This is a genomic window from Micromonospora sp. ATA51 (genome assembly GCF_016802855.1).
Taxonomy (GTDB): domain Bacteria; phylum Actinomycetota; class Actinomycetes; order Mycobacteriales; family Micromonosporaceae; genus Micromonospora; species Micromonospora sicca.
Map to the genome: position 1 here is coordinate 1 of NZ_JAEVHJ010000112.1, position 19,992 is coordinate 19,992.

A 19,992-nucleotide genomic window follows, 5' to 3' on the forward strand; every position below is an offset into this window, starting at 1 on the left:
ACCGTCCCCGCCGACCCGGTCTACCCGGCCCGGCTGGGCCTGCAGGGCATCGCCACCTGGTTCGCGGCGCCGCCGCCGACGTGCAGGCCGCCGGGCTGGAGCGGCGGGTCCTGCAGCGGCGCAGCCGCCGGCACGTCGCGCTCGGCGAGTGGGCGCAGCGGCGCGGGTACGTCCGGGAGGCCGACCGGGCCGCCTGGCGTGAGCGTTCGGTGAACTTCTTCGGCGACCACTCGGTCGACCTGCTGCTCACCCCGGCGCTGGCCGGCCCGCCGCCGGCGGCCGCCGGCTGGTCAGGCCGCTCCTGGGTGGCGAACATGACGGCCAACATCCGGTACGCCCCGTACGCCGCCCCGTGGAACATCGCCGGCCTGCCCGCCATCGTGGTGCCGGTCGGCCGGCGTCCGGACGGGCTGCCCGTCGCCGTGCAGCTGGTCGGGCCGCCCGGTTCGGAGCTGCTGCTGCTCGGCATCGCCGGCCAGTTCGAGATGCAGGCCCCGTGGCAGCGGCACGCCCCGGGCTACCCGCGAGTGGGCACGGGGTCGCCGGCCGCGGCATGATCGACTAGCGTGTGCGCGACTTCCACGGCGCACGGGGGGCAGACATGCGGTGCCACATCTGCGGGGCCGAGCCGACCACGCCCGTCGGCGACTGCCCTGGCTGCGGTACGTCGTCGGACCGGCCCGCCCTGTCGCCGGGCAGGCCGACCTATCCGGTGCGTGGGCTCGGGGTGGCCGCCGCGGTCGGCGTCGGTCTCACCACGCTGTTGTACACGCTGGTGGCGCTCGCCCCGGCGGTGAACGCCCTGCTGTCCCGCCAGGCCGGGACGGCGGGTGACCCGGGTGCCGGCCGCGGTGCCACGGTGGCCGAGGGCCTGCTCTCCCTGTCGTACCTGGTCGTCCTTCTCACCACCGCGGCGCTGGTCATGATCTGGATGTTCCGGGCGCGGAAGAACACGGACGCCTTTCCGGGAGTGCGGTCGTCCCTGGCCCCGCACTGGGCGATCACTGGCTGGTGGGTGCCCGTCGCCAGCCTCGGCGTGCCGTGTGCCGTGATGGTCGGCATCGTCCGGGAGAGCCTCGGCCGGGGCCGGCTCCGGGCGCTGGTCGCCCTCTGGTGGGTGGCCTGGCTGGGCTTCGGCTTCGCCGACCTGCTCAGCAACCTCGCCCAGGCCAGGGCCGACGTGCGGCTGGCCCGGCAGGGGGCGTCGCCGGACTTCGACCACTACCGCGAGGCGGCCCTGCGGAACGCCCTGCCGGTGCTGGCCTGCCTGGTCGCCGGGGTGTCGCTGATCGTGCTGGTGCTGCGGGTGTCCGCCGCCCAGCAGACCCGGATCGACGGGGCCACCCCGGTATGGCCGGCCGTCGCCCTGCCGGTGCCCGGGGCCGCGGTGCCGCCGGCGTCACGGGAGTCCGTACCGGTCGGACAGCCGGCGTCGCCGGTGACCGGGCCGTCGCAGCGGGTTCCCGTGGACGCGAACCCCGCGTCGCCATCGGTGCCGGAAGCGGCGGGTGGCACGATCGGGGCATGACGGAACTGGTCGGTCTCGCCGACGTACAGGCCGCGCGGGAGCTGCTCGCCGGCGTCACCCGTACCACCCCGCTGGAACCCTCCCGGCCGCTCAGTGCCACCCTGGGCGGCCCGGCCTGGTTGAAGTGCGAGAACGTGCAGCGCGCCGGGTCGTACAAGGTGCGCGGCGCGTACGTGCGGATCTCCCGGCTCTCCGCCGAGGAGCGGGAACGCGGCGTGGTCGCCGCCAGCGCCGGCAACCACGCGCAGGGGGTGGCGCTCGCCGCCGGCCTGGTCGGCACCCACGCCACCGTCTTCATGCCGGTGAACGCGCCGCTGCCGAAGGTGGCCGCCACCAAGGGGTACGGCGCGCAGATCGAGCTGGTCGGCAACACGGTGGACGAGTCGCTGGTCGCGGCGGAGACCTTCGCCGAGCGGACCGGGGCGGTGCTGATCCACCCGTTCGACCACCCGGACGTGATCGCCGGGCAGGGCACGGTGGCGCTGGAGATCCTCGAACAGTGCCCCGACGTGAAGACCATCGTCACCGGGGTCGGCGGTGGCGGGCTGATCTCCGGCATCGCGGTGGCCGCCAAGGCGCTGCGTCCGGACGTACGGGTGATCGGGGTGCAGGCCGCGACCGCCGCCGCCTTCCCGCCCTCGCTGAGGGCCGGCGAGCCGGTACGGCTGCCGTCGTTCTCGACGATCGCCGACGGGATCGCGGTCGGCCGGCCCGGCGACCTCACCTTCACCCATGTCCGCAAGCTGGTCGACGAGATGGTCACCGTCTCCGAGGAGGACATCTCCCGGGCGCTGCTGATGCTGCTGGAGCGCGGCAAGCAGGTGGTGGAGCCGGCCGGCGCGGTCGGCGTGGCCGCGTTGCTGGCCGGCGTGGTCGAGGTGGAGCCGCCGGTGGTGGCGGTGCTCTCCGGCGGCAACATCGACCCGCTGCTGCTGCTGCGGGTGATCGAGCACGGTCTCGCGGCGGCCGGCCGGTATCTGCGGGTCACCGTGCGCTGCTCGGACCGGCCGGGCCAGCTCGCCTCGCTGCTCAGTGAGATCGCCGAGCACCGGGCCAACGTGGTCGACGTGGAGCACCAGCGGGCCAACCCGCACCTGCGCCTGGGCGAGGTGGAGGTGGCGCTGTCGGTGGAGACCCGGGGTGTGGAGCACTCGGACACGCTGATCAGCGCGCTGCGGGCCAGCGGCTACCAGGTGGTCTTCGCCGCCGAGGCGTGACGCCGCCCGTAGCCGGAAAATGCGACCGCCCCGGCCGTGGCACGGCCGGGGCGGTGTGGCAGTCGGCGGCCTGTCAGCCCCGGTCGGGGTCGGGCCCGGGCCTGCCGGCGCGGGTCCGGGTGTGGGGCTCAGCCGGAGAAGGGCTCGAACTTGACCACGGTCACCTTGATGTCGGCGCCGCTGGGCGCCGTGTAGGTGCAGGTCTGGCCCTCGCGGCCGCCCAGGATGGCCTTGCCCAGCGCGGACTCCGGGCTGTAGACGGTCAGGTCGGTGGTGGACGCGATCTCCCGTGAGCCGAGCAGGAACGTCTCGGTGTCCTCGGGGTCGTCGTCGAAGTAGATCGTCACCACCATGCCGGGCGACACCACGTCGGCGGTCGGCGCCTCGCCCACCTTGGCGGTGCGCAGCAGCTCCTGGAGGTAGCGGATGCGCCCCTCGGCCTTGCCCTGCTCCTCGCGGGCGGCGTGGTAGCCGCCGTTCTCCCGGAGGTCGCCCTCCTCGCGCCGCGCGTTGATCTCGGCGGCGATCACCGGCCGGTTCGCGATGTGCTCGTCGAGCTCGGCCTGGAGGCGGTCGTACGCGTCCTGGGACAGCCAGGTGGCGGGCGCCTCGTTGCCATTCGTGGACACAGGCGGTCCTCCTCGGTTGGTGCGGACTGGCTGACAGGTGAACTACCAAGTTACCAGTGCGGGACACCTCGGGGTGTCGCCGATCACGTGGGGTGCCGGCGATGGGACCGGCGGTCGCGCGGGCCGGTGGTCGCGGGCCGACGCCCAGGCCGGCGACGGTGGGCTCGGGCCCGCCGCGTCCGGGTCAGCCGGCTGGGCGGCAGCGCACCACCTCGCCGATGAACGGCCGGGCGCTGGTGGCCAGCCGGTGCCGGGCGTCGATCCGGCGTTCCCCCGGCTGCGCGGTCACCGTGACCTCCTCGTGCCCCACCTCGGCGCCGTCGGAGGCCCGGGCCCGGAGCACGCAGGTCGTCGAGCCGCCCGCCGGCACGGTGACCCGGAAGTCGATCACCACCTGGGAGTCGGTGATCTCCGTGTAGGTGATCACCTGGGCGTCGTACCTGGGATCGCCGTACTGCTGGTAGAGCTTGGCCGCGATCAGGCCGAGGGTCGCCAGCAGGACGGCCGCCAGCAGCGCCGCCAGCAGGGGTCGGCGGCGGCCCGGTTCGCGGCGGCGACCGTACCGGCCGGGCGGGAAGACCGGCGCGCCCGGCGTGATTGTGGCGTGCGTCTCGGTCACCGGCGGGTATCTCCTGGCGTTGTTGTCGGCGGCATCGGCAAGAATGGCAGAGTCCATCTTCCCAGCCCGGCGCTGACCCAAGGATGGCAGGTCGGCGGTGACGCGGACAGGTCGGCACGGGTGATTTTCCGGGCGCGGGGGAGATTCCGGCAGGTCAGCCGGGTTACCCGGGGTCGGGTCGCCCGACGGGCACAGACGAGGAGTGCCGAAGGTGGCAGAGCAGTTGCGTCTCATGGCCGTGCACGCCCATCCCGACGACGAGTCGAGCAAGGGCGCCGCGACCACGGCGAAATACGTCGCCGAAGGGGTCGATGTCCTGGTCGTGACCTGCACGGGCGGTGAGCGCGGCAGCGTGCTCAACCCGAAGATGGACCGACCGGACGTCTGGGCCAACATCGGCGAGATCCGGCGCGCCGAGATGGACGCCGCCCGCGCCATCCTCGGCATCGAGCAGGCCTGGCTCGGGTTCGTCGACTCGGGGCTGCCCGAGGGGGACCCGCTGCCGCCGCTGCCCGAGGGGTGCTTCGCCCTGCAGGACGTGGAGGTCGCGGCGGCGCCGCTGGTGCGCCTGATGCGGCAGTTCCGACCGCACGTCGTCACCACGTACGACGAGGAGGGTGGCTACCCCCACCCGGACCACATCATGACCCACAAGGTGACGGTCGCCGCCTTCGAGGCCGCCGGCGACCCCGAGCGCCACCCGGAGCTGGGTGAGCCGTGGCAGCCGCTGAAGCTCTACTACGACATCGGCTTCTCCAAGGGCAAGATCATGGCGCTGCACGAGGGCATGCTCGCCGCGGGCCTCGAATCGCCGTACGAGGACTGGCTCGAGCGCTGGGAGGATCGTCCCGACAAGGGCCCGCGGATCACCACCCGGGTCGAGTGCGCCGAATACTTCCCCGTCCGCGACGACGCCCTGCGGGCCCACGCCACCCAGATCGACCCGGACGGCTTCTGGTTCCACGTCCCGATGGACCTCCAGCGGCGCGCCTGGCCGACCGAGGACTACCAGCTCGCCCGCTCGCTGGTGGACAGCCCGCTGCCCGAGTCGGACCTGTTCGCCGGCGTCCGCGAGACGTGCCATGCCCGCTGATCCGGCGGAGGGCTACGCTGGACGGGAGCCGCACATCGGAGGAACACCATGCTGACCACTGCCCAGGTGCTCGCGGAGAACAACTTCGGTGACACCCGCACGGGTGGTCTGGCCGGGCCGATGGGCCTCTTCCTCATCGTGCTGCTGGCCACCGCCACCGTCCTGCTGATCCGCAACATGAACGCCCGACTGCGTCGCCTGCCCGACCGCTTCCCGCAGCAGGCCGGTCCGGCGGACCCCGAACGCACCGACGGGACAGTCGTCGATCCGACAGACGGGACCGTCGCGCAGGAATCACCGACGAACGCTCCCAACGGCTCCCAGCAGCGCCGGAACGGGTAGTCCAGGCATGATTCACGTCGAAGCCGGTCGTCGCCCCCTGTTGCGACCACCGGCTTTGGCTTAGCCTTCCGCCGGGGGGACCAAAAGTCCCCGAGCCGTGCGCGGAAGGGGGGCGCCGATGACCGTCGAAGCAGCGGCCACCCGCCGCACCCCCGGCGTGCCGGCGGACGGGGTGGGTCCGTGACCTCCGGCCGGGACGGCCAATCCCCCGATCGGCTGGGCCTGCGCGGCACGCCGACCGGGGTGCTCCTGCTGACCGCCGCGGTCGGGATCACCGCGCTGGTCGCCGCCGTCATCGGCCTGACCGTCCCGGCGTCCCTCCCGCCGGACGACGCGCTGCCCGGCCCGGCCCGCTTCGGGATCGCCGTCGCCGTGTTCGCCGTCGCTCAGCTCGCCCGGCTCCAGTTCCGGACCGCCTCGGGGATGGTGAGCATCACCTGGGGCGAAGCGGCCCTCATCGTCTGCCTCTACCTCGTACCGGCGGGCTGGCTGCCGGCGGCGGCGCTGCTCGGCACCGGGACGGCCTGGACGGCCATGTCCCTGCTCACCGACCGCCGGCCGGCGCTGGAACTCGTCCGGATCACCGGGTCGCTGACCGCCGCCACCGCGCTCGCCGTCGCGGTGACCAGCGCGCTGGGCCGACCCCTGCTCGCCGCGCCGACCCCGGCGCTCGCCCTCGCGCTCACCGCCGGCTCGGTGACCTACCTGCTTACCACCGGCTGGCTCGGCGGGGCGACCCTGGCGCTGCGGCACGGCGTCCCGGTCGGACCGCCGCTGCTCGCCGCGCTCCGCGGCAAACTGCTGATGTTCGTCGGCAACGTGGCCGTCGGCCTGGTGATCGTCACCCTGCTGGAGCTCGACGCCCGCTGGTTGCTGCTGCTCCCGCCGCCGCTCTGGCTGCTCCAGCAGACGTACCGCCACCGGCTCCGGGCCGACCAGGAGCGGCGTACCTGGCGGCGTTCGCGGAGGCCACCGCCGCCCTCAACCAGCTCGACGAGCGGGGCGTGGCGACCGCAGCGGTGTCCGGCGCGCTCACCCTGTTCGGGGCGGAACTCGTCGACGTGGCCGTCGCCCGGGGCGACGGCCGGTGGTGGCGGTACCGGGCGGACCTCGGCGGCCAGCTGCGCGACCGTGAGGTGGACGCGCCGGTGCGTACCGAGCCGGCCGAGCACGAGCTGGTCCGACCGCTGACCGTGGGCAGCGTCGGGGTGGGTGAGCTGCGGGTCCACTTCGCCCGGTCGGCCCCGCCCAGCGCTCGGGAACGGGACGCCGTCGCGGCCTTCGGCGACGCCCTGGCCGCCGCCCTGCACGACGCGGCCACCCACCGGGAGCTGCGGCTGGTCACCGCGCGCTCCTCGTACGAGGCGGTGCACGACCAGCTCACCGGGCTGGTCAACCGGGCCGCCATGCTCGACCAGGGCGACCAGGCGTTGCGCAAGCTCGCCCACGATCACCCGGTGGCGTTGCTGCTGCTCGACATCAACCAGTTCAAAGAGGTCAACGACACGCTCGGGCACGCGGCCGGGGACCAGCTGCTGCGGCTGACCGCGAGCCGGCTGACGGCCCTCGCCCGCTCCGGTGACCTGCTGGGCCGGCTCGGCGGAGACGAGTTCGCCCTGCTGCTGACCGCGGTTCCGGTGGTCGGTGACCGCGCCGGGCCGATGGCGTACGCGCTGCGGCAGGCCCGGGAGATCGCCGAGCGGCTCGCCGCGCCGACCGAGGTCGCGGGCGTGCGGATGTCCGTCGAGGTCTCGGTGGGCGTGGTGGTCGCCGACGCGGGCGCCGCCGATCTGACCGAGCTGCTGCGCCGGGCCGACATCGCGATGTACCAGGCGAAGGAGGGCGGCGGCAGCGTCGCCGCGTACGACAGCTCCCGGGACGCCGCGAGCACCGACCATCTGGCGCTGCTCGCCGAGCTGCGGGAGGCGCTGGCGGCCGACGACCAGCTGGTGTTGGCGTTGCAGCCGGCGGTGGACCTGGCCACCGGCGCCCCGACCGGCGTGGAGGCGCTGATCCGCTGGCGGCACCCGCGCCGCGGCTGGCTCGGCCCGGCCGACTTCATCCGCCCGGTGGAGAACAGCGAACAGCTCGGCGCCTTCACCCGGTACGTGCTGGACAAGGCCCTCGCGGTCGCCGCCGACTGGGCCCGCCTGGGGCTGGACGTGCCGATCTCGGTGAACCTGTCGGCGCGCAGCCTGCTCGACCCCCGGCTGCCGGCGGAGATCGGCGAGGCGCTGCGCCGGCACCAGGTGCCGCCGCGCCGCCTGGTCCTGGAGATCACCGAGACGGTGGTGATGAGCGAGCTGGAGATCATCGACGAGGTGCTCGCCACGCTGCGCGCGATGGGGGTGCAGCTCGCCGTCGACGACTTCGGCACCGGCTTCTCGTCGTTGACCTTCCTCACCCGGATCGCCGTGGACGAGCTGAAGGTCGACCGCTCGTTCGTGATCCGGATGGCCGACTCGCCGGAGGCGGCGGCGATCGTCCGGACCACCGTGGGGCTCGCCCACGAGCTGGGCCTGCGGGTGGTCGCCGAGGGGGTGGAGACCGCCGAGCAGCGGAACGCCCTGGCCGAGCTGGGTTGCACCGCCGCCCAGGGCTACCACTTCTTCAAGCCGATGCCGGCCGACAAGATCGGCGCGGTCCTCGGGTCGCTGCTCGACGCCGCCCCCGGCAACGTCTTCCCGCTCCGCGCCGACGGCGCCTCCTGAGTCCCCGGCACCGACCCGGGGCGGCCGGACGTCCGGCCGCCGCGCCGTCCCGCGCCGCCGGAGTGGACCGGCGCGCGGAACCCGGCGGCTCAGCCGCGCGGCAGCACGTCGTCGACCACGCCCGGCAGCGCCGACCAGTCGGCGGAGGCGACGCTGGCGTGGGCCCGAGCCAGCTCGGCCACCCGGGCCGCCGCCGCGTCCGGGTCGGCGCCGACCGTCGGCGGCACGTTCTGCGCGTCGGTCATCACCAGCAGGTAGTGGTTGGTGTCGTACCAGGCGGTGTCGATCCCGCCGCTGACGTACGCCGTCGCGTCCCCGTCGAAGAGCACGAACCAGGGGCGCAGGGCGGTCTCGGCGTACCGGATGCGCGGGTCGCCGGCCTGCGCGTTGTGCACGGCGGGGAACGCCTGCGCCCTGGGCAGGGCGCCGGCCGCCGACAGGCCGGCCAGGTACCGGGCGTACTCGACGTCGGTCCGGAGCGTGTCGGTCGGATTGTCCTCCTCGACGGTGCCCGGGATCAGCTCCACGATCACCCGGCCGGCGAGCTGTCCCCGGGTCGGCCAGGCGTCGGCGCGGGCGGCGGCGTCGAGGGAGGCGTGGCCGGCGAGCAACTCGGCCGGGCGGAACACCGCGGCGCCCAACCGGGCCGCGAGCACCGCGTCGAGCTGGGCGGGCCCCTGACCGGTGCGGCCGCTGAAGCCCGTCTTCAGCTCCAGCTTGAGGATGAGCGGGCCGGTCCCCGGGTGCGCGGCCAGCCAGAGCCGGATGTCGTCGAGGCAGTGCTCCAGGTTCCTGTTCCGGGTGCCGGTGTAGAGCTGGGCGGCGCTGGTGGCCGCGACGCAGTTGTTGTCGTTGCCGATCGGGTTGGAGTGGCTGACCCGCCACTGCCGGGCGATGACGTCCGGCCAGACGTCCAGCTCGATCAGCCCGGGCCGGGCGTCGAGGGCCTGGGCCAGGTAGGTGTAGGTGCCGCGCTCGTACGCGTTGTGCGTCCCGACGGTGGTGGCCGCCGAGACCCGGGTGTCCACGGGGACCGCGGCGGACGCGGGCGTGGGGGCGAGGGTGGCGGTGACCAGGGCGGCGAGGCCGAGCAGGGCGGGGAGTCTGCGCATGACGTCTCCTTCTCCGGGGACCGGCGGTGGTGGCCGGCCGGCATGCGCCTGATTCAAATCAATGAATGTGAATATTGGAAGGCCGCTCGGTATCCGGCCGGCCGGCCTGGCGGAACGGGGCGCCCCATCGCGGCGACGATCGAGGGCGACCTCCGACAGGTCGGCCCGGCGCTGGATATGGTCGTCGGGTGAACCGACTCGCGAACGCCACGTCGCCGTACCTGCTCCAGCACGCCGACAACCCGGTCGACTGGTGGCCGTGGTGCGACGAGGCGTTCGCCGAGGCGAAGCGGCGCGACGTGCCGGTGCTCATCTCGGTCGGCTACGCCGCCTGCCATTGGTGCCACGTGATGGCGCACGAGTCGTTCGAGAACGAGGCCGTCGGCCGGCTGGTCAACGACGGTTTCGTCGCCATCAAGGTGGACCGCGAGGAGCGGCCGGACGTCGACGCCGTCTACATGACCGCCACCCAGGCGATGACCGGCCAGGGCGGCTGGCCGATGACCGTCGTCGCCACCCCGGACGGCACCCCCTTCTTCTGCGGCACCTACTTTCCGCGGGCGAACTTCATCCGGCTGCTGGAGTCCGTGGGCACCGCGTGGCGGGACCAGCGGGAGGCGGTGCTCCGGCAGGGCGCCGCGGTGGTCGAGGCGATCGGCGGGGCCCAGGCCGTCGGCGGGACGAGCGCGCCGCTCACCGCCGACCTGCTCGACGCCGCCGCCGCGCAGCTCGCCACGGAGTACGACCGGACGAACGGCGGCTTCGGCGGGGCGCCGAAGTTCCCGCCGCACATGAACCTGCTCTTCCTGCTCCGCCACCACCAGCGCACCGGTTCCGCGCAGAGCCTGGAGATCGTCCGGCACACCTGCGAGGCGATGGCCCGCGGCGGCATCAACGACCAACTGGCCGGCGGCTTCGCCCGCTACTCCGTCGACGGGCACTGGACCGTGCCGCACTTCGAGAAGATGCTCTACGACAACGCGCTGCTGCTGCGGGTCTACACCCAGCTCTGGCGGCTCACCGGCGACCGGCTGGCCCGGCGGGTGGCCCGGGACACCGCCCGGTTCCTCGCCGACGAGCTGCACAAGCCGGGGGAGGGCTTCGCCTCTGCCCTGGACGCGGACACCGAGGGCGTCGAGGGGCTCACCTACGCCTGGACGCCGGCCCAGCTCGTCGAGGTGCTCGGCGAGGAGGACGGCCGGTGGGCCGCCGACCTCTTCGCGGTCACCGAGGAGGGCACCTTTGAGCACGGGATGAGCGTGCTGCGGCTGGCCCGGGACGTCGACGACGCGACCCGGCGGTGCGCGCGCGCTGGCAGGCGGTGGTCGGGCGGCTGCTGGCCGCCCGGGACACCCGCCCGCAGCCCGCCCGCGACGACAAGGTGGTGGCCGCCTGGAACGGCCTGGCGATCACCGCGATCGCCGAGTTCCTTCAGGTCGCCGCCGTCTACGCGTCCCCCGACGACGAGGACGCGAACCTGATGGACGGGGTCGCCATCGTCGCCGACGGCGCGCTGCGGGACACCGCCGAGCACCTGGCGAAGGTGCACCTCGTGGACGGGCGGCTGCGCCGGGTCTCCCGGGACGGGGTGGTCGGCGAGCCGGCCGGCGTGCTGGAGGACTACGGCTGTGTGGCCGAGGCGTTCTGCGCCATGCACCAGCTCAGCGGTGAGGGGCACTGGCTGGAGCTCGCCGGTCAGCTTCTCGACGTCGCGCTGGCCCGGTTCGCCGCGCCCGACGGCGGGTTCTTCGACACCGCCGACGACGCCGAGCGGCTGGTCACCCGGCCGGCGGACCCGACCGACAACGCCACCCCGTCCGGGCGGTCGGCGATCGTCGCGGCGCTGGTGGCGTACGCGGCGCTGAGCGGGGAGGTGCGGTACCGGGAGGCCAGCGAAACCGCCCTGTCGACCGTCGCGCCGCTCGTCGGCCGGCACGCGCGGTTCACCGGGTACGCCGCCACCGTCGGCGAGGCGCTGCTCTCCGGGCCGTACGAGATCGCGGTGGTCACCGACGATCCGGCCGAGGACCCGCTGGTCCGCGCGGCGCACCGGTACGCCCCGCCTGGCGCGGTGACCGTGGCGGGCCGTACCGACCAGCCCGGCGTGCCGCTGCTCGCCGACCGGCCGGCGCTGGACGGCCGTTCCACCGCGTACGTCTGCCGGGGTTTCGTCTGCGACCGGCCGGTCACCTCGGTCGACGACCTGGTCGCCCAGTTGGGCTGACCCGGCGGCCGGTCACGGCCAGAGCAGCTCGCGGTCCCACCCGCGCTCGGTGCGGCGGTAGCGCAGCCGGACGTGCCGGCGTTCCCGGTCGGCCTGCCAGAACTCCACCGTCGTCGGCACGACGGCGTAGACGGTGTGGGTCTCGGCGACCAGGTCGGGGTCGGCGGTCAGCCGGGCGCGGACGTCGGCCAGCTCCCGGTCCAGCTCGGCCCGGTCGGTGAGCACGGCGCTCTGCCGGCCGGCCAGGGTGGCGATCCGGGAGCCCTCGGGCCGGGCCAGGAAGTCCTGCCGGGAGACGGCCGGGTCGGCGGCCCGGGCGGCGCCGCGGACCCGGACCTGGCGGCCCTGCTCCCGCCAGTGGAAGGTGAGCGCGACCCGGGGGTCGGCGGCGAGCTGGCGACCCTTGGCGCTGATCGCGCTGGTGGCGAAGTGCCAGCCGGTCGGGTCGAGGTCCTTGAGGATCAGCACCCGGGCGTCCGGCGCGCCGTCGGCGTCGACGGTCGACAGGGTCATCGCGTGCGGCTCGTCCACACCGGCGGCGACGGCCTCGGTGAGCCAGTCGGCGAAGAGCGTCATCGGCTCCGCCGGCGCGCCGGCCGGGTCGAAGGACGGCATCTGGTGGGCCAGCACCGGCAGTGCGCGCAGTGTCTCGCGGGTCGTCATGAGCTGATCATCCCAGCCCGGCGACTCCGTCAGTCCTCCGCGTCGCCGCTCGGGCGGCCTCCCGTGCCGGGCGTGCTCCCCGCCCCGGCTGCGGGGTCGCGCAGCGCGAGCGGCAGCGTATCGAACCAGTCGAGCACCGCCCGCTCGTACGCCAGACCGAAGCGCAAGGTGGCCACCGAGTACGGGTCGATGGCGTCCGCCTCCTCGGGGAGCGCGGCGGCCACCTGCTCGTACCCGGCCAGCCGTTCGGCGTGCGCGGCCCGGTGCTGCGCCAGGAACGCCGCCATCCGGTCCGCCGGCAGGTGCCGGCCGAAGAGCACGGTGAGCAGCAGGGGGAACCGGATGGTCTCCTCGGCCGGCGGCCGGGCGGCCCACTCGGCGAAGGCGGCCCGGCCGGCCTCGGTGATCTCGTACGGCTGCCGGTCGCGGCGGCCGCGCTCGCCGGCCCGGACCAGTCCGGCGGCGGCCATCGCGCTCAGTTCCCGATAGACCTGGCTCTGGGTGAGTGACCAGAACGCGCCGATCCGCTGCTCGGCGACCGTCACCAGGTCCCAGCCGGTCATCGGGTCGTCGTGCAGGAAGCCCAGCAGGGAGGCGGTGGTGGCGTTCAACGGCCGGTCTGGCATGGGCTGGCGCTCCTTCGCGTTTTCGCTTGACATCCCATTGTGTCAGGTCGCAGGATCAAGCCATCGACCTCCCACAGTGGGAGGTCACGGGGGAGTCGTCATGCACACCGTTCTCGTCCTCATCCACGCGGCCAGCGGCACCACCGGCCTGCTGCTCGCGCTGCCGATCCTCCTCGCCCCCAAGCGCCGCGGCCGGCACACCCTGCTCGGCCGGATCTACGCGGTGGCCGCCGTCGGGCTCAGCCTGAGCGCGCTGGGGCTCTTCGCCCTGGACCCCGCCCGTCTCTGGGGGCTGGCGATCCTCGGCGTGCTGACGCTGGGCTGGCTGCTCGGCGGGCTCTGGTTCGCCCGCCGCCGACCCGGGGGCCTCGGCGGCCGGGGCTGGCGGGTGTGGCACCTGAACCTGATGGGCAGCACCGTGATCGCCTTCGTGACCGGCTTCGCCGTACAGATGACCGACGGCAACCTGGTCGCCTGGCTCGCGCCCACGGCGGTCGGCTCGCTGCTGATCGCCCGGCGCACCGCCCGGGAGCTGGCCCGTGCCCCGCGCCGCGTCGTGGTGAGCGCGGCGGGCTGATCCCGCCCTCCGGGCCGGGACCGGCGCCCGCCCCGATAGGCTGGCGGCGCTATGGATTCCCGTACCGGACTGCCTGTTGTCGGCATGGTGGGCGGCGGCCAGCTGGCCCGAATGACCCACCAGGCCGCGATCGCCCTCGGCCAGTCGCTGCGCGTGCTGGCACTTGCCCCCGACGACGGCGCCGCGCTGGTCGCGGCCGACGTCCAGTACGGCGACCACACCGACCTGACCGCGTTGCGCACCTTCGCCAAGGGCTGCGACGTGGTCACCTTCGACCACGAGCACGTGCCGACCGAGCACATCCGGGCCCTCGCCGACGAGGGGGTGAAGCTCTTCCCCCCGGCCGACGCGCTGCTGCACGCGCAGGACAAGCGGGTGATGCGGGAGCGCCTCGGTGAGCTGGGTGCGCCGAACCCGGCCTGGCGGCCCGTGGCGGAGCCCGCCGACCTGATGGCCTTCGGCGACCAGGTGGGCTGGCCGGTGGTGCTGAAGGCGGCCCGGGGCGGCTACGACGGGCGCGGCGTCTGGATGGTGGCGGACGCGACACAGGCGGCCGAGCTGGCCCCGACCCTGCTGGCCGGGGGCACCTCGCTGATCGTCGAGGAGCGGGTGGCGCTGCGCCGGGAGCTGGCGGTGCAGGTGGCGCGCTCGCCGTTCGGCCAGGTGGCCGCGTACCCGGTGGTCGAGACCGTGCAGCGGGACGGGATCTGCGTGGAGGTGCTGGCCCCCGCGCCGGGCCTGCCCGAGGAACTGGCCGTCGCCGCCCAGCAGCTCGCCATCGACCTGGCCACCGCGCTCGGCGTGGTCGGCCTGCTCGCGGTGGAGCTCTTCGAGACCCCCAGCGGGCTGGTGGTCAACGAGCTGGCGATGCGTCCGCACAACTCGGGGCACTGGACCATCGAGGGGGCCCGGACCTCACAGTTCGAACAGCACCTGCGGGCGGTGCTCGACTACCCGATGGGGGACACCTCGCTAACCGCGCCGGTGGTGGTGATGGCGAACGTGCTCGGCGGGCAGCCGGGCGGGATCCCCGTTGACGAGCGGTTGCACCACCTGTTCGCCGCCGAGCCGGGCGCCAAGGTGCACCTGTACGGCAAGCAGGTGCGCCCCGGCCGCAAGATCGGGCACGTCACGGTGCTCGGCGACGACCTGGACGACGTACGGGCACGGGCCGCGCGGGCCGCCCGCTGGCTGCGGGAGGGGCACGAGTGAGCACCGTCGGGCTGATCATGGGCAGCGACTCCGACTGGCCGACCATGAAGGCCGCCGCCGAGGCGCTGGACGAGTTCGAGGTGCCGTACGAGGTCGCCGTGATCTCGGCCCACCGCACCCCGGTCAAGATGATCGAGTACGGCCGGGACGCCGCGGACCGCGGCCTCAAGGTGATCATCGCGGGTGCCGGCGGCGCCGCCGCCCTGCCCGGGATGGTCGCCTCGGTCACCCCGCTGCCGGTGATCGGTGTGCCGGTGCCGCTGAAGCACCTCGACGGGATGGACTCACTGCTGTCCATCGTGCAGATGCCGGCCGGCGTGCCCGTGGCCACCGTGTCGATCGGCAACGCCCGTAACGCCGGCCTGCTGGCCGTGCGCATCCTGGCCGCCGCCGACCCGGCGCTGCTGAAGCGGATGGCCGCGTACCAGACGGGCCTGGAGGAACTGGTCGCCGAGAAGGACGCCGCCCTCCGCGCCTCCCTCGGCTGATCCAACTCGCCGGTCCGCCGGCTGCGGGACTGCCGTCAGGCTGACGGCGTTCGCCGCCATTGCGCACCGGGCTCGCGGCCTCGTGCAGAGCGTCACCATCCGCCAGCCCGTCGTGTGGTCACTCCGCGTGATCCGTGGGTCGGGAGGCGATTGTCCTCACACCGCCTTTGCTCTGCTTCACTCCACGCAACACCGGCGCTGAGCTGGCATTTCTCTATCGCTCATGCGGTAGGCCGTGGTCGCGGCTGTCACCGTCCGTTGCTGTTGCGTCGGCTACAGCAGAGCAAAGGGGATACGACGGCACTCTGCGTCCGGCGGGCTCGACGCGGACAGTGAGGAAGGCCCGATCAACCCAGGTCGGTTCGTCCGCCGAATCGGACCGGATCCGCCGCCCCCGCACAGACGAGCTTCATCGCATGCCGCGCAACGCGGTCTGCAGGCGTTCCTGTGCGCGGCGGCGGCGCTCGTTGCTCGCCCCGAGCACCAGCAGCACGAAGCCGACCGGAATCAGCACCAGCCACGGCCCGAGGCTGAACAACGCGTGCACCGCCGCGATCGCGGTGACCGTGGCACCCACGATCACCGGCGCCTGCTGCCGGCTGGTCGAGCCGAAGATCAGCACCGCCACCGCGCCGAGCAGCAGCAGCACCTGCCGCAGCATGCTGGAATCGGTGGCCAGCACGATGGCCAGGGTCGGCACGAACGCGGTCACCAGCGCCGGCCCGTACGCGAGCCAGCTCGACAGGTCCGGCCGGTGGCGCAGCTCCAGCACCCCCACCAGCAGGGCGAGCGCGGCGAACGGCAGGGTGTACGCCTCGGGCAGCGCCACGTCGGCCACCCGCATCAGGATCCACCAGGCGCTGATCTCGCAGGCCACCACCGCCCAGAACAGGATCCGCCGCTCCACCGGCCGCCGGCCCTGCCGGCTCGCGGCCACCCCGAGGACGGCGCCCCAGGCGACCAGCAGCGCGGCGATGTGCCGGGGGGAGTCGAAGGCCAGCGCCAGCGCGATGAGGGCGGCCGCGTACCCGCTCCACTCCACGGTGGCCGCCTCCCGGTACGCCTCTGGGCGGCGCAGCCGGGGCAGGGTGGCGGCGAAGACCTGCAGCGCCGCCCCCACCGCCAGCACCCCGAACGCGGACCAGACGGCGGCCAGCCCCACCACCAGGCCGAGGGTGAGCACGAACAACTCCGCCATCAGCGAGGCGAACAGCCAGCCGAGGATGCGCGCCCGCTGCGTGGTGCCGAAGAGCGCGGCGACCACGCCGACGCCGACCGCCCCGCCCAGGGTGAAGAGGGTCAGCTCCCGGGTGGCGAGGCTGCCGGCCAGCCCGGCGCCCCCGGCGGCCAGCCCGATCGCGAAGACCAGCACCCGGGCCACCCGAAGCGACCGGGCTGGCTCGGCCAGCGGCGGCGGCGGGGTCAGGGCCAGCCCGAGCATCGAGATGGTGAAGACCACCAGCCCGGCGAGCGAGCTCTCCGGCCAACCGTGGCCGAGCGCCACCGGGGTGATCAGCAGGGTGACTGCGGCGCCGGGCAGCACCACCGGCACGGCCCGGGAACGCCGGCCGCCGCTGAACCCGGTGGCGGCCAACGCGGCGGTCACCGTGAGCAGCAGCGCGGTCAGCACGTGCGTCGGGTCGACCGCGTCGGGCGGCGGGGTGAGCAGTTCCGGCGGCGGTCCCTGCCAGATCCGGGACAGTGACCGGAGCGGCTCGACCAGCGCGACCAGCAGCGGCGGCGCGAGCGTCACCAGCGCCAGCGTGGTGGGCAGCACCGCCGCCGCGAGCGCCCGGCGGCCGGGCTGACCCGCCAGCGCAGCTCCGTCCGGTCGTCCGGCAGCCGGCGCAGCGCCCCGTCCAGCAGCACCGACCAGCGGCGTACCGGCCGGGCCGAGCCGGTCGGCGGGGTGGTGGCCGCCCGGACCAGTTCGGCGAGCACGCCGAGCAGCGCCGCAGCGGCCGCGTACACCCCGGAGGGCAGGCGGGTGACGATCGCGGCCATGGCGCTGACGGTCGCGCCGCCGACCACGGCCACGCTCGCGTAGGGCAGGTACTGCGGGACCTGCCGGCGGACCACCGCCACCGCCGCCAGGCCGAGGCTGGACGCGGCCAGCGCGGCGGTCACCACCACCTGCGGGGAGTGCTCGAACTCGGCGGCCAGGGCCGCCACCGCGCCGGGGAGCGCGAGCAGGGCGGCACCGGCCGCCGCGCCGCCCACCTGTACCAGGTGCGGCGGCATCCCGTCGGTCTCGATGTTCTCCACCAGCGGCGGCGCGAGGCTCCGGGCCAGGGCGGCCACCACCACGCCGATCAGCGCGATGCTGCCGAGCGCCAGCGCGGTGGTCCACGGCCGGACCAGCCCGGCGCCGGCCGCGTGCAGGGCGACCACTCCGGCCACCGTGGCCCGGGACAGCGCCGCGCGGGGGTCGATCGCCGCGACCGCCGCCATGCCGAAGACCGTGGCGACCGCGGCGCCCACCAGGACCGGCGACCACCAGGGCAGGTCGAAGGCGGCCGGGGTGCCGATGGTCGCCAGCACGACGGCCACCCCCGCCACGTCGTACTTCCACGGCGGCGGCAGCAGGATGCCGGCGGCGACGGCCAGCATCGCCAGCGCGACGGGGGCCTGCCAGGTCGACCCGCCGGTCGGCGCGGCCGGCCAGCCGGTCAGGTCGCCGGCCCAGATCGGGCCCGGAGTGGCCAGCACGCCGACCCCACCGCGCAACGCGGTCCAGGCGGCGATCAGGCCGATCAGAGCGCCGCCGACAGTGATGCCGAGGATCGGTCCCCGGCGCCAGTCCTCCGGCATCGCCCGCGCCGCCACCGCGACCACCAGGACGAGCGCGGCCGCCACCACGAGCTGCCCGCCGGGCGCGAGCACGGCGGCGATCCGGGCCAGAGTGGCGATCAGGGCCACGGTGGTCCCGGCGGCGGCCAGATCGGACCCGTCCAACGAGAGGTCGGAGCGGCGCCCCCGGTCGATGGACGGGGCGAGGAAGAGCAGCACCGCGGCGACGATCAGCAGCGCGCCCACCCAGGCGTCGGCGCTGGTCGTGCCGGGTGCCCCGAACGCGGCCGCGGCGACCGCCAGCGCGCCGAGGCCGGTACCCACGGCGTGCGGCAGGCTGAGGTGCCGCTGCGCGACCTGGCGGATCGAGGCGTAGCCGAGGGTGACGCAGACGCCGAGGAAGCTCGCCGCGAGCGCCGGGACGGTGACCTCGCGCAGGCTCGCCGGGGTGGGGGTCGGGTCGGTGGGCACCGTGGCGGCGACGAACGCGGCCACCGCCCCCGGCAGTGCGAACGCCGCCCCGCCGGCGGCCCAGCCGGAGACCGTGTCCGCCGCGGCCGGGGCGATCCTGATCCGGGGCGCGAGCGAGACCAGCGCGCCGGCCAGGAACAGGGTGGTCAGCGCGGCGGTGGTCAGCGCCGGGCGGGAGAGCGCCGCGCCGGCACCGGCCAGGCCCAACCCGGTCGCGGCGACCGAGTGCACCACGGCGGAACGTCTGCCGTCCGCCGACAGCCCCAGCACACCGACGCCCACCGCGGTGAGCAGCATCGGCCAGGGGGCGATCGTCCAGCCCAGCCCGAGGGAGGCCGGCACGGCGAGCGCGGTCAGCGCGGCCCCGAGCACGGCGAACTCGCGCCGGATCTCCGGGGGCAGGGCGACCATCGCGGCGATCGTCAGCAGGAAGGCGCTCGCGGCGAGCTGCCACCCGGTCGGGCCGACCGCCGCCGCCAGCGTGGCGTGCCACCGGTCCAGGTCCGCCGCCCAGGCGGGCAACGCCGCCCGGACCGGCGCCAGCCCGGCCCGCAGCGCGCCGCCGGCCACCACCAGCCCGCTGACCGTCAGGGCCACGGCCGAGGCCAGCTGCGGCCCGCGCCGGGCCGCCTCCGGTACGGCCCGTACGGCCAGCCCGGTGACCGTGATCACCGCGGCGATGAGCAGCAGCGACCGGCCGGGGAAGGCGACCGAGGCGATCCGGCCCAGCGCGCCGATCACGGCGAGGGTGACGATGCCGGCGCCGACGTCGGGCAGCGGCGCTCGACGCAGCACCAGCGTGCCGGCCAGCCCCACCAGCGCGGCGAGCAGCAGCACCGCGCCCGCGCCGGTGGCGACCGGCACCGTGTCGGCGCGCAGCAGCGCGGTGACCGCGTACGCCAGGGCGACCGCGACCGCCGCGCCGTGCAGCACCCAGGTCAGCTCGCCCAGCCAGGGCACCGGCCGGGCCGGGCCGGTCGGCGGGGTGGCAGCCTCCGCGCCGAGCACCTCGGCGGACTCCTCCGGGTCCGTCTCCGGGCGTCCCTCGGCGGCCCGCGGCGGGGGTGGCGGCGGGGTGGGCAGGTCACGCCGACCGGTCGCTCGAGGATCACCGCCGAGCGGGCCAGCGCGAGGTCGACCACCGCGACCACGGTCAGCACCAGCGCCCAGCCGGCCGGCCCGGTGATCCGGTCGTACGCCAGCAGCGGCAGCACCGGCTGGGCGGCGAGCACGGTGGCGAAGCGCGGCGCGCGCAGCCCGGTCCATTGGGCGTACCCGAAGGCCACCAGGGTGGTCATCAGGAAGATCGACCCGGCGAAGACCGCGCCCGAGGCGCCGCCGCCGATCCGGTCGACCGCCCAGAGGGCGTACCCGGCCAGCGGCACCAGCAGCAGGCCGACCGCGGCGATCGTCTCGGCGGTGGAGGTGAGCCCGCGGCGGGCCAGCACCGGCGGGGCGAGCAGCATCAGCACCGTCGCGACCACCAGCACGCCCAGCCGGGCCAACGCGTCCATCGAGCTGGTGGCGACCGCGGCGAAGACCACCGCGGCCACGCCGAGCAGCAGCGCGCCGAGCCCGAGCGGGATGTTCTGCGCGCGTCGGCGCGAGCCGGTGCCGGCGGAGGTCTACCGGCCGCTGGCCGTGGTGCCGCCGGACCGTACGCTGGCCGACCTGCTGCTGTCGATGCGGC

General features: G+C 74.9%; 12 protein-coding genes and 4 pseudogenes. 10 read left to right on the forward strand and 6 right to left on the reverse strand.

The features are described 5' to 3' along the window. The 3 genes and pseudogenes from JNW87_RS18560 to ilvA form a co-directional block, all read left to right on the forward strand. A pseudogene (locus tag JNW87_RS18560) lies at nucleotides 1–557 on the forward strand (amidase family protein); the annotation flags it as partial. Nucleotides 558–601: 44 nt separating this feature from the next. After that, complete coding sequence (locus JNW87_RS18565) at nucleotides 602–1,528, forward strand: DUF4328 domain-containing protein (protein ID WP_146231264.1); 927 nt, start codon at nucleotides 602–604, stop codon at nucleotides 1,526–1,528. Then, entirely contained in the window at nucleotides 1,525–2,745 is a 1,221-nt protein-coding gene (gene ilvA / locus JNW87_RS18570; protein WP_109805109.1) for a threonine ammonia-lyase, read from the forward strand. Before JNW87_RS18565 ends, ilvA begins: the two co-directional genes overlap by 4 nt. Before the next feature lie 128 nt (nucleotides 2,746–2,873). Here the strand turns inward: ilvA and greA are convergent, their stop codons facing one another. Together greA and JNW87_RS18580 are read right to left on the reverse strand one after the other, a co-directional pair. After that, nucleotides 2,874–3,374, reverse strand: a complete 501-nt coding sequence (greA, locus tag JNW87_RS18575; protein ID WP_109805110.1) for a transcription elongation factor GreA — start codon at nucleotides 3,372–3,374, stop codon at nucleotides 2,874–2,876. 184 nt (nucleotides 3,375–3,558) lie between these two features. Further along, complete coding sequence (locus tag JNW87_RS18580; protein WP_109805111.1) at nucleotides 3,559–3,993, reverse strand: DUF4307 domain-containing protein; 435 nt, start codon at nucleotides 3,991–3,993, stop codon at nucleotides 3,559–3,561. Between the two features lie 211 nt (nucleotides 3,994–4,204). Between JNW87_RS18580 and mca the strand changes: the two genes are divergently transcribed. The 3 genes and pseudogenes from mca to JNW87_RS18595 all read left to right on the forward strand — a co-directional run bounded on the left by mca (nucleotide 4,205) and on the right by JNW87_RS18595 (nucleotide 8,139). After that, nucleotides 4,205–5,086 (forward strand): mycothiol conjugate amidase Mca, encoded by an 882-nt coding sequence (gene mca / locus JNW87_RS18585; protein WP_109805122.1) that lies wholly within the window; start codon nucleotides 4,205–4,207, stop codon nucleotides 5,084–5,086. A gap of 48 nt (nucleotides 5,087–5,134) precedes the next feature. Beyond that, a complete protein-coding gene (locus JNW87_RS18590; protein ID WP_109805112.1) occupies nucleotides 5,135–5,428 on the forward strand; it encodes a hypothetical protein in 294 nt (97 codons plus the stop codon). Between the two features lie 180 nt (nucleotides 5,429–5,608). Further along, a pseudogene (locus JNW87_RS18595) lies at nucleotides 5,609–8,139 on the forward strand (putative bifunctional diguanylate cyclase/phosphodiesterase). An 89-nt stretch (nucleotides 8,140–8,228) separates the two neighbouring features. Here JNW87_RS18595 and JNW87_RS18600 read toward each other — a convergent pair. Continuing rightward, nucleotides 8,229–9,251 carry a phosphatidylinositol-specific phospholipase C domain-containing protein gene (locus JNW87_RS18600; RefSeq protein WP_109805114.1) on the reverse strand — a complete coding sequence of 341 codons (1,023 nt, stop codon included), beginning with the start codon at nucleotides 9,249–9,251 and terminating at the stop codon, nucleotides 8,229–8,231. 188 nt (nucleotides 9,252–9,439) lie between these two features. On the opposite strand from JNW87_RS18600, the pseudogene JNW87_RS18605 reads away from it, so the two are divergent. Beyond that, nucleotides 9,440–11,475, forward strand: a pseudogene (locus tag JNW87_RS18605) (thioredoxin domain-containing protein). 12 nt (nucleotides 11,476–11,487) lie between these two features. Here JNW87_RS18605 and JNW87_RS18610 read toward each other — a convergent pair. Further along, nucleotides 11,488–12,138 (reverse strand): pyridoxal 5'-phosphate synthase, encoded by a 651-nt coding sequence (locus tag JNW87_RS18610; protein WP_238454117.1) that lies wholly within the window; start codon nucleotides 12,136–12,138, stop codon nucleotides 11,488–11,490. Nucleotides 12,139–12,167: 29 nt separating this feature from the next. After that, nucleotides 12,168–12,764: a PadR family transcriptional regulator gene (locus JNW87_RS18615; RefSeq protein ID WP_109805116.1), complete on the reverse strand. Its 597-nt coding sequence runs from the start codon at nucleotides 12,762–12,764 to the stop codon at nucleotides 12,168–12,170. 100 nt (nucleotides 12,765–12,864) lie between these two features. Here JNW87_RS18615 and JNW87_RS18620 point away from each other — a divergent pair, with 100 nt between their 5' ends. From JNW87_RS18620 to purE, 3 genes are read left to right on the forward strand one after another with little or no spacing between them, the layout of a single operon-like run. Continuing rightward, nucleotides 12,865–13,341 carry a hypothetical protein gene (locus tag JNW87_RS18620; RefSeq protein ID WP_109805117.1) on the forward strand — a complete coding sequence of 159 codons (477 nt, stop codon included), beginning with the start codon at nucleotides 12,865–12,867 and terminating at the stop codon, nucleotides 13,339–13,341. A 51-nt stretch (nucleotides 13,342–13,392) separates the two neighbouring features. After that, nucleotides 13,393–14,553 carry a 5-(carboxyamino)imidazole ribonucleotide synthase gene (locus JNW87_RS18625; protein ID WP_109805118.1) on the forward strand — a complete coding sequence of 387 codons (1,161 nt, stop codon included), beginning with the start codon at nucleotides 13,393–13,395 and terminating at the stop codon, nucleotides 14,551–14,553. Further along, nucleotides 14,550–15,041 carry a 5-(carboxyamino)imidazole ribonucleotide mutase gene (gene purE, locus JNW87_RS18630; protein WP_109805119.1) on the forward strand — a complete coding sequence of 164 codons (492 nt, stop codon included), beginning with the start codon at nucleotides 14,550–14,552 and terminating at the stop codon, nucleotides 15,039–15,041. The genes JNW87_RS18625 and purE overlap by 4 nt, the downstream gene beginning before the upstream one ends. A 409-nt stretch (nucleotides 15,042–15,450) precedes the next feature. Here the strand turns inward: purE and JNW87_RS18635 are convergent. Beyond that, nucleotides 15,451–19,909, reverse strand: a pseudogene (locus JNW87_RS18635) (SCO7613 C-terminal domain-containing membrane protein); the annotation flags it as partial. Nucleotides 19,910–19,992 lie beyond the last annotated feature (83 nt).

Excerpts from the sequence above, each read along its gene's own strand:
- JNW87_RS18565 (WP_146231264.1), top strand. The coding sequence starts at position 602 with ATGCGGTGCCACATCTGCGGGGCCGAGCCGACCACGCCCGTCGGCGAC.
- ilvA (WP_109805109.1), top strand. The coding sequence starts at position 1,525 with ATGACGGAACTGGTCGGTCTCGCCGACGTACAGGCCGCGCGGGAGCTG.
- JNW87_RS18590 (WP_109805112.1), top strand. The coding sequence starts at position 5,135 with ATGCTGACCACTGCCCAGGTGCTCGCGGAGAACAACTTCGGTGACACC.
- JNW87_RS18600 (WP_109805114.1), bottom strand. The coding sequence starts at position 9,251 with ATGCGCAGACTCCCCGCCCTGCTCGGCCTCGCCGCCCTGGTCACCGCC.
- JNW87_RS18610 (WP_238454117.1), bottom strand. The coding sequence starts at position 12,138 with ATGACGACCCGCGAGACACTGCGCGCACTGCCGGTGCTGGCCCACCAG.
- JNW87_RS18615 (WP_109805116.1), bottom strand. The coding sequence starts at position 12,764 with ATGCCAGACCGGCCGTTGAACGCCACCACCGCCTCCCTGCTGGGCTTC.
- JNW87_RS18620 (WP_109805117.1), top strand. The coding sequence starts at position 12,865 with ATGCACACCGTTCTCGTCCTCATCCACGCGGCCAGCGGCACCACCGGC.
- JNW87_RS18625 (WP_109805118.1), top strand. The coding sequence starts at position 13,393 with ATGGATTCCCGTACCGGACTGCCTGTTGTCGGCATGGTGGGCGGCGGC.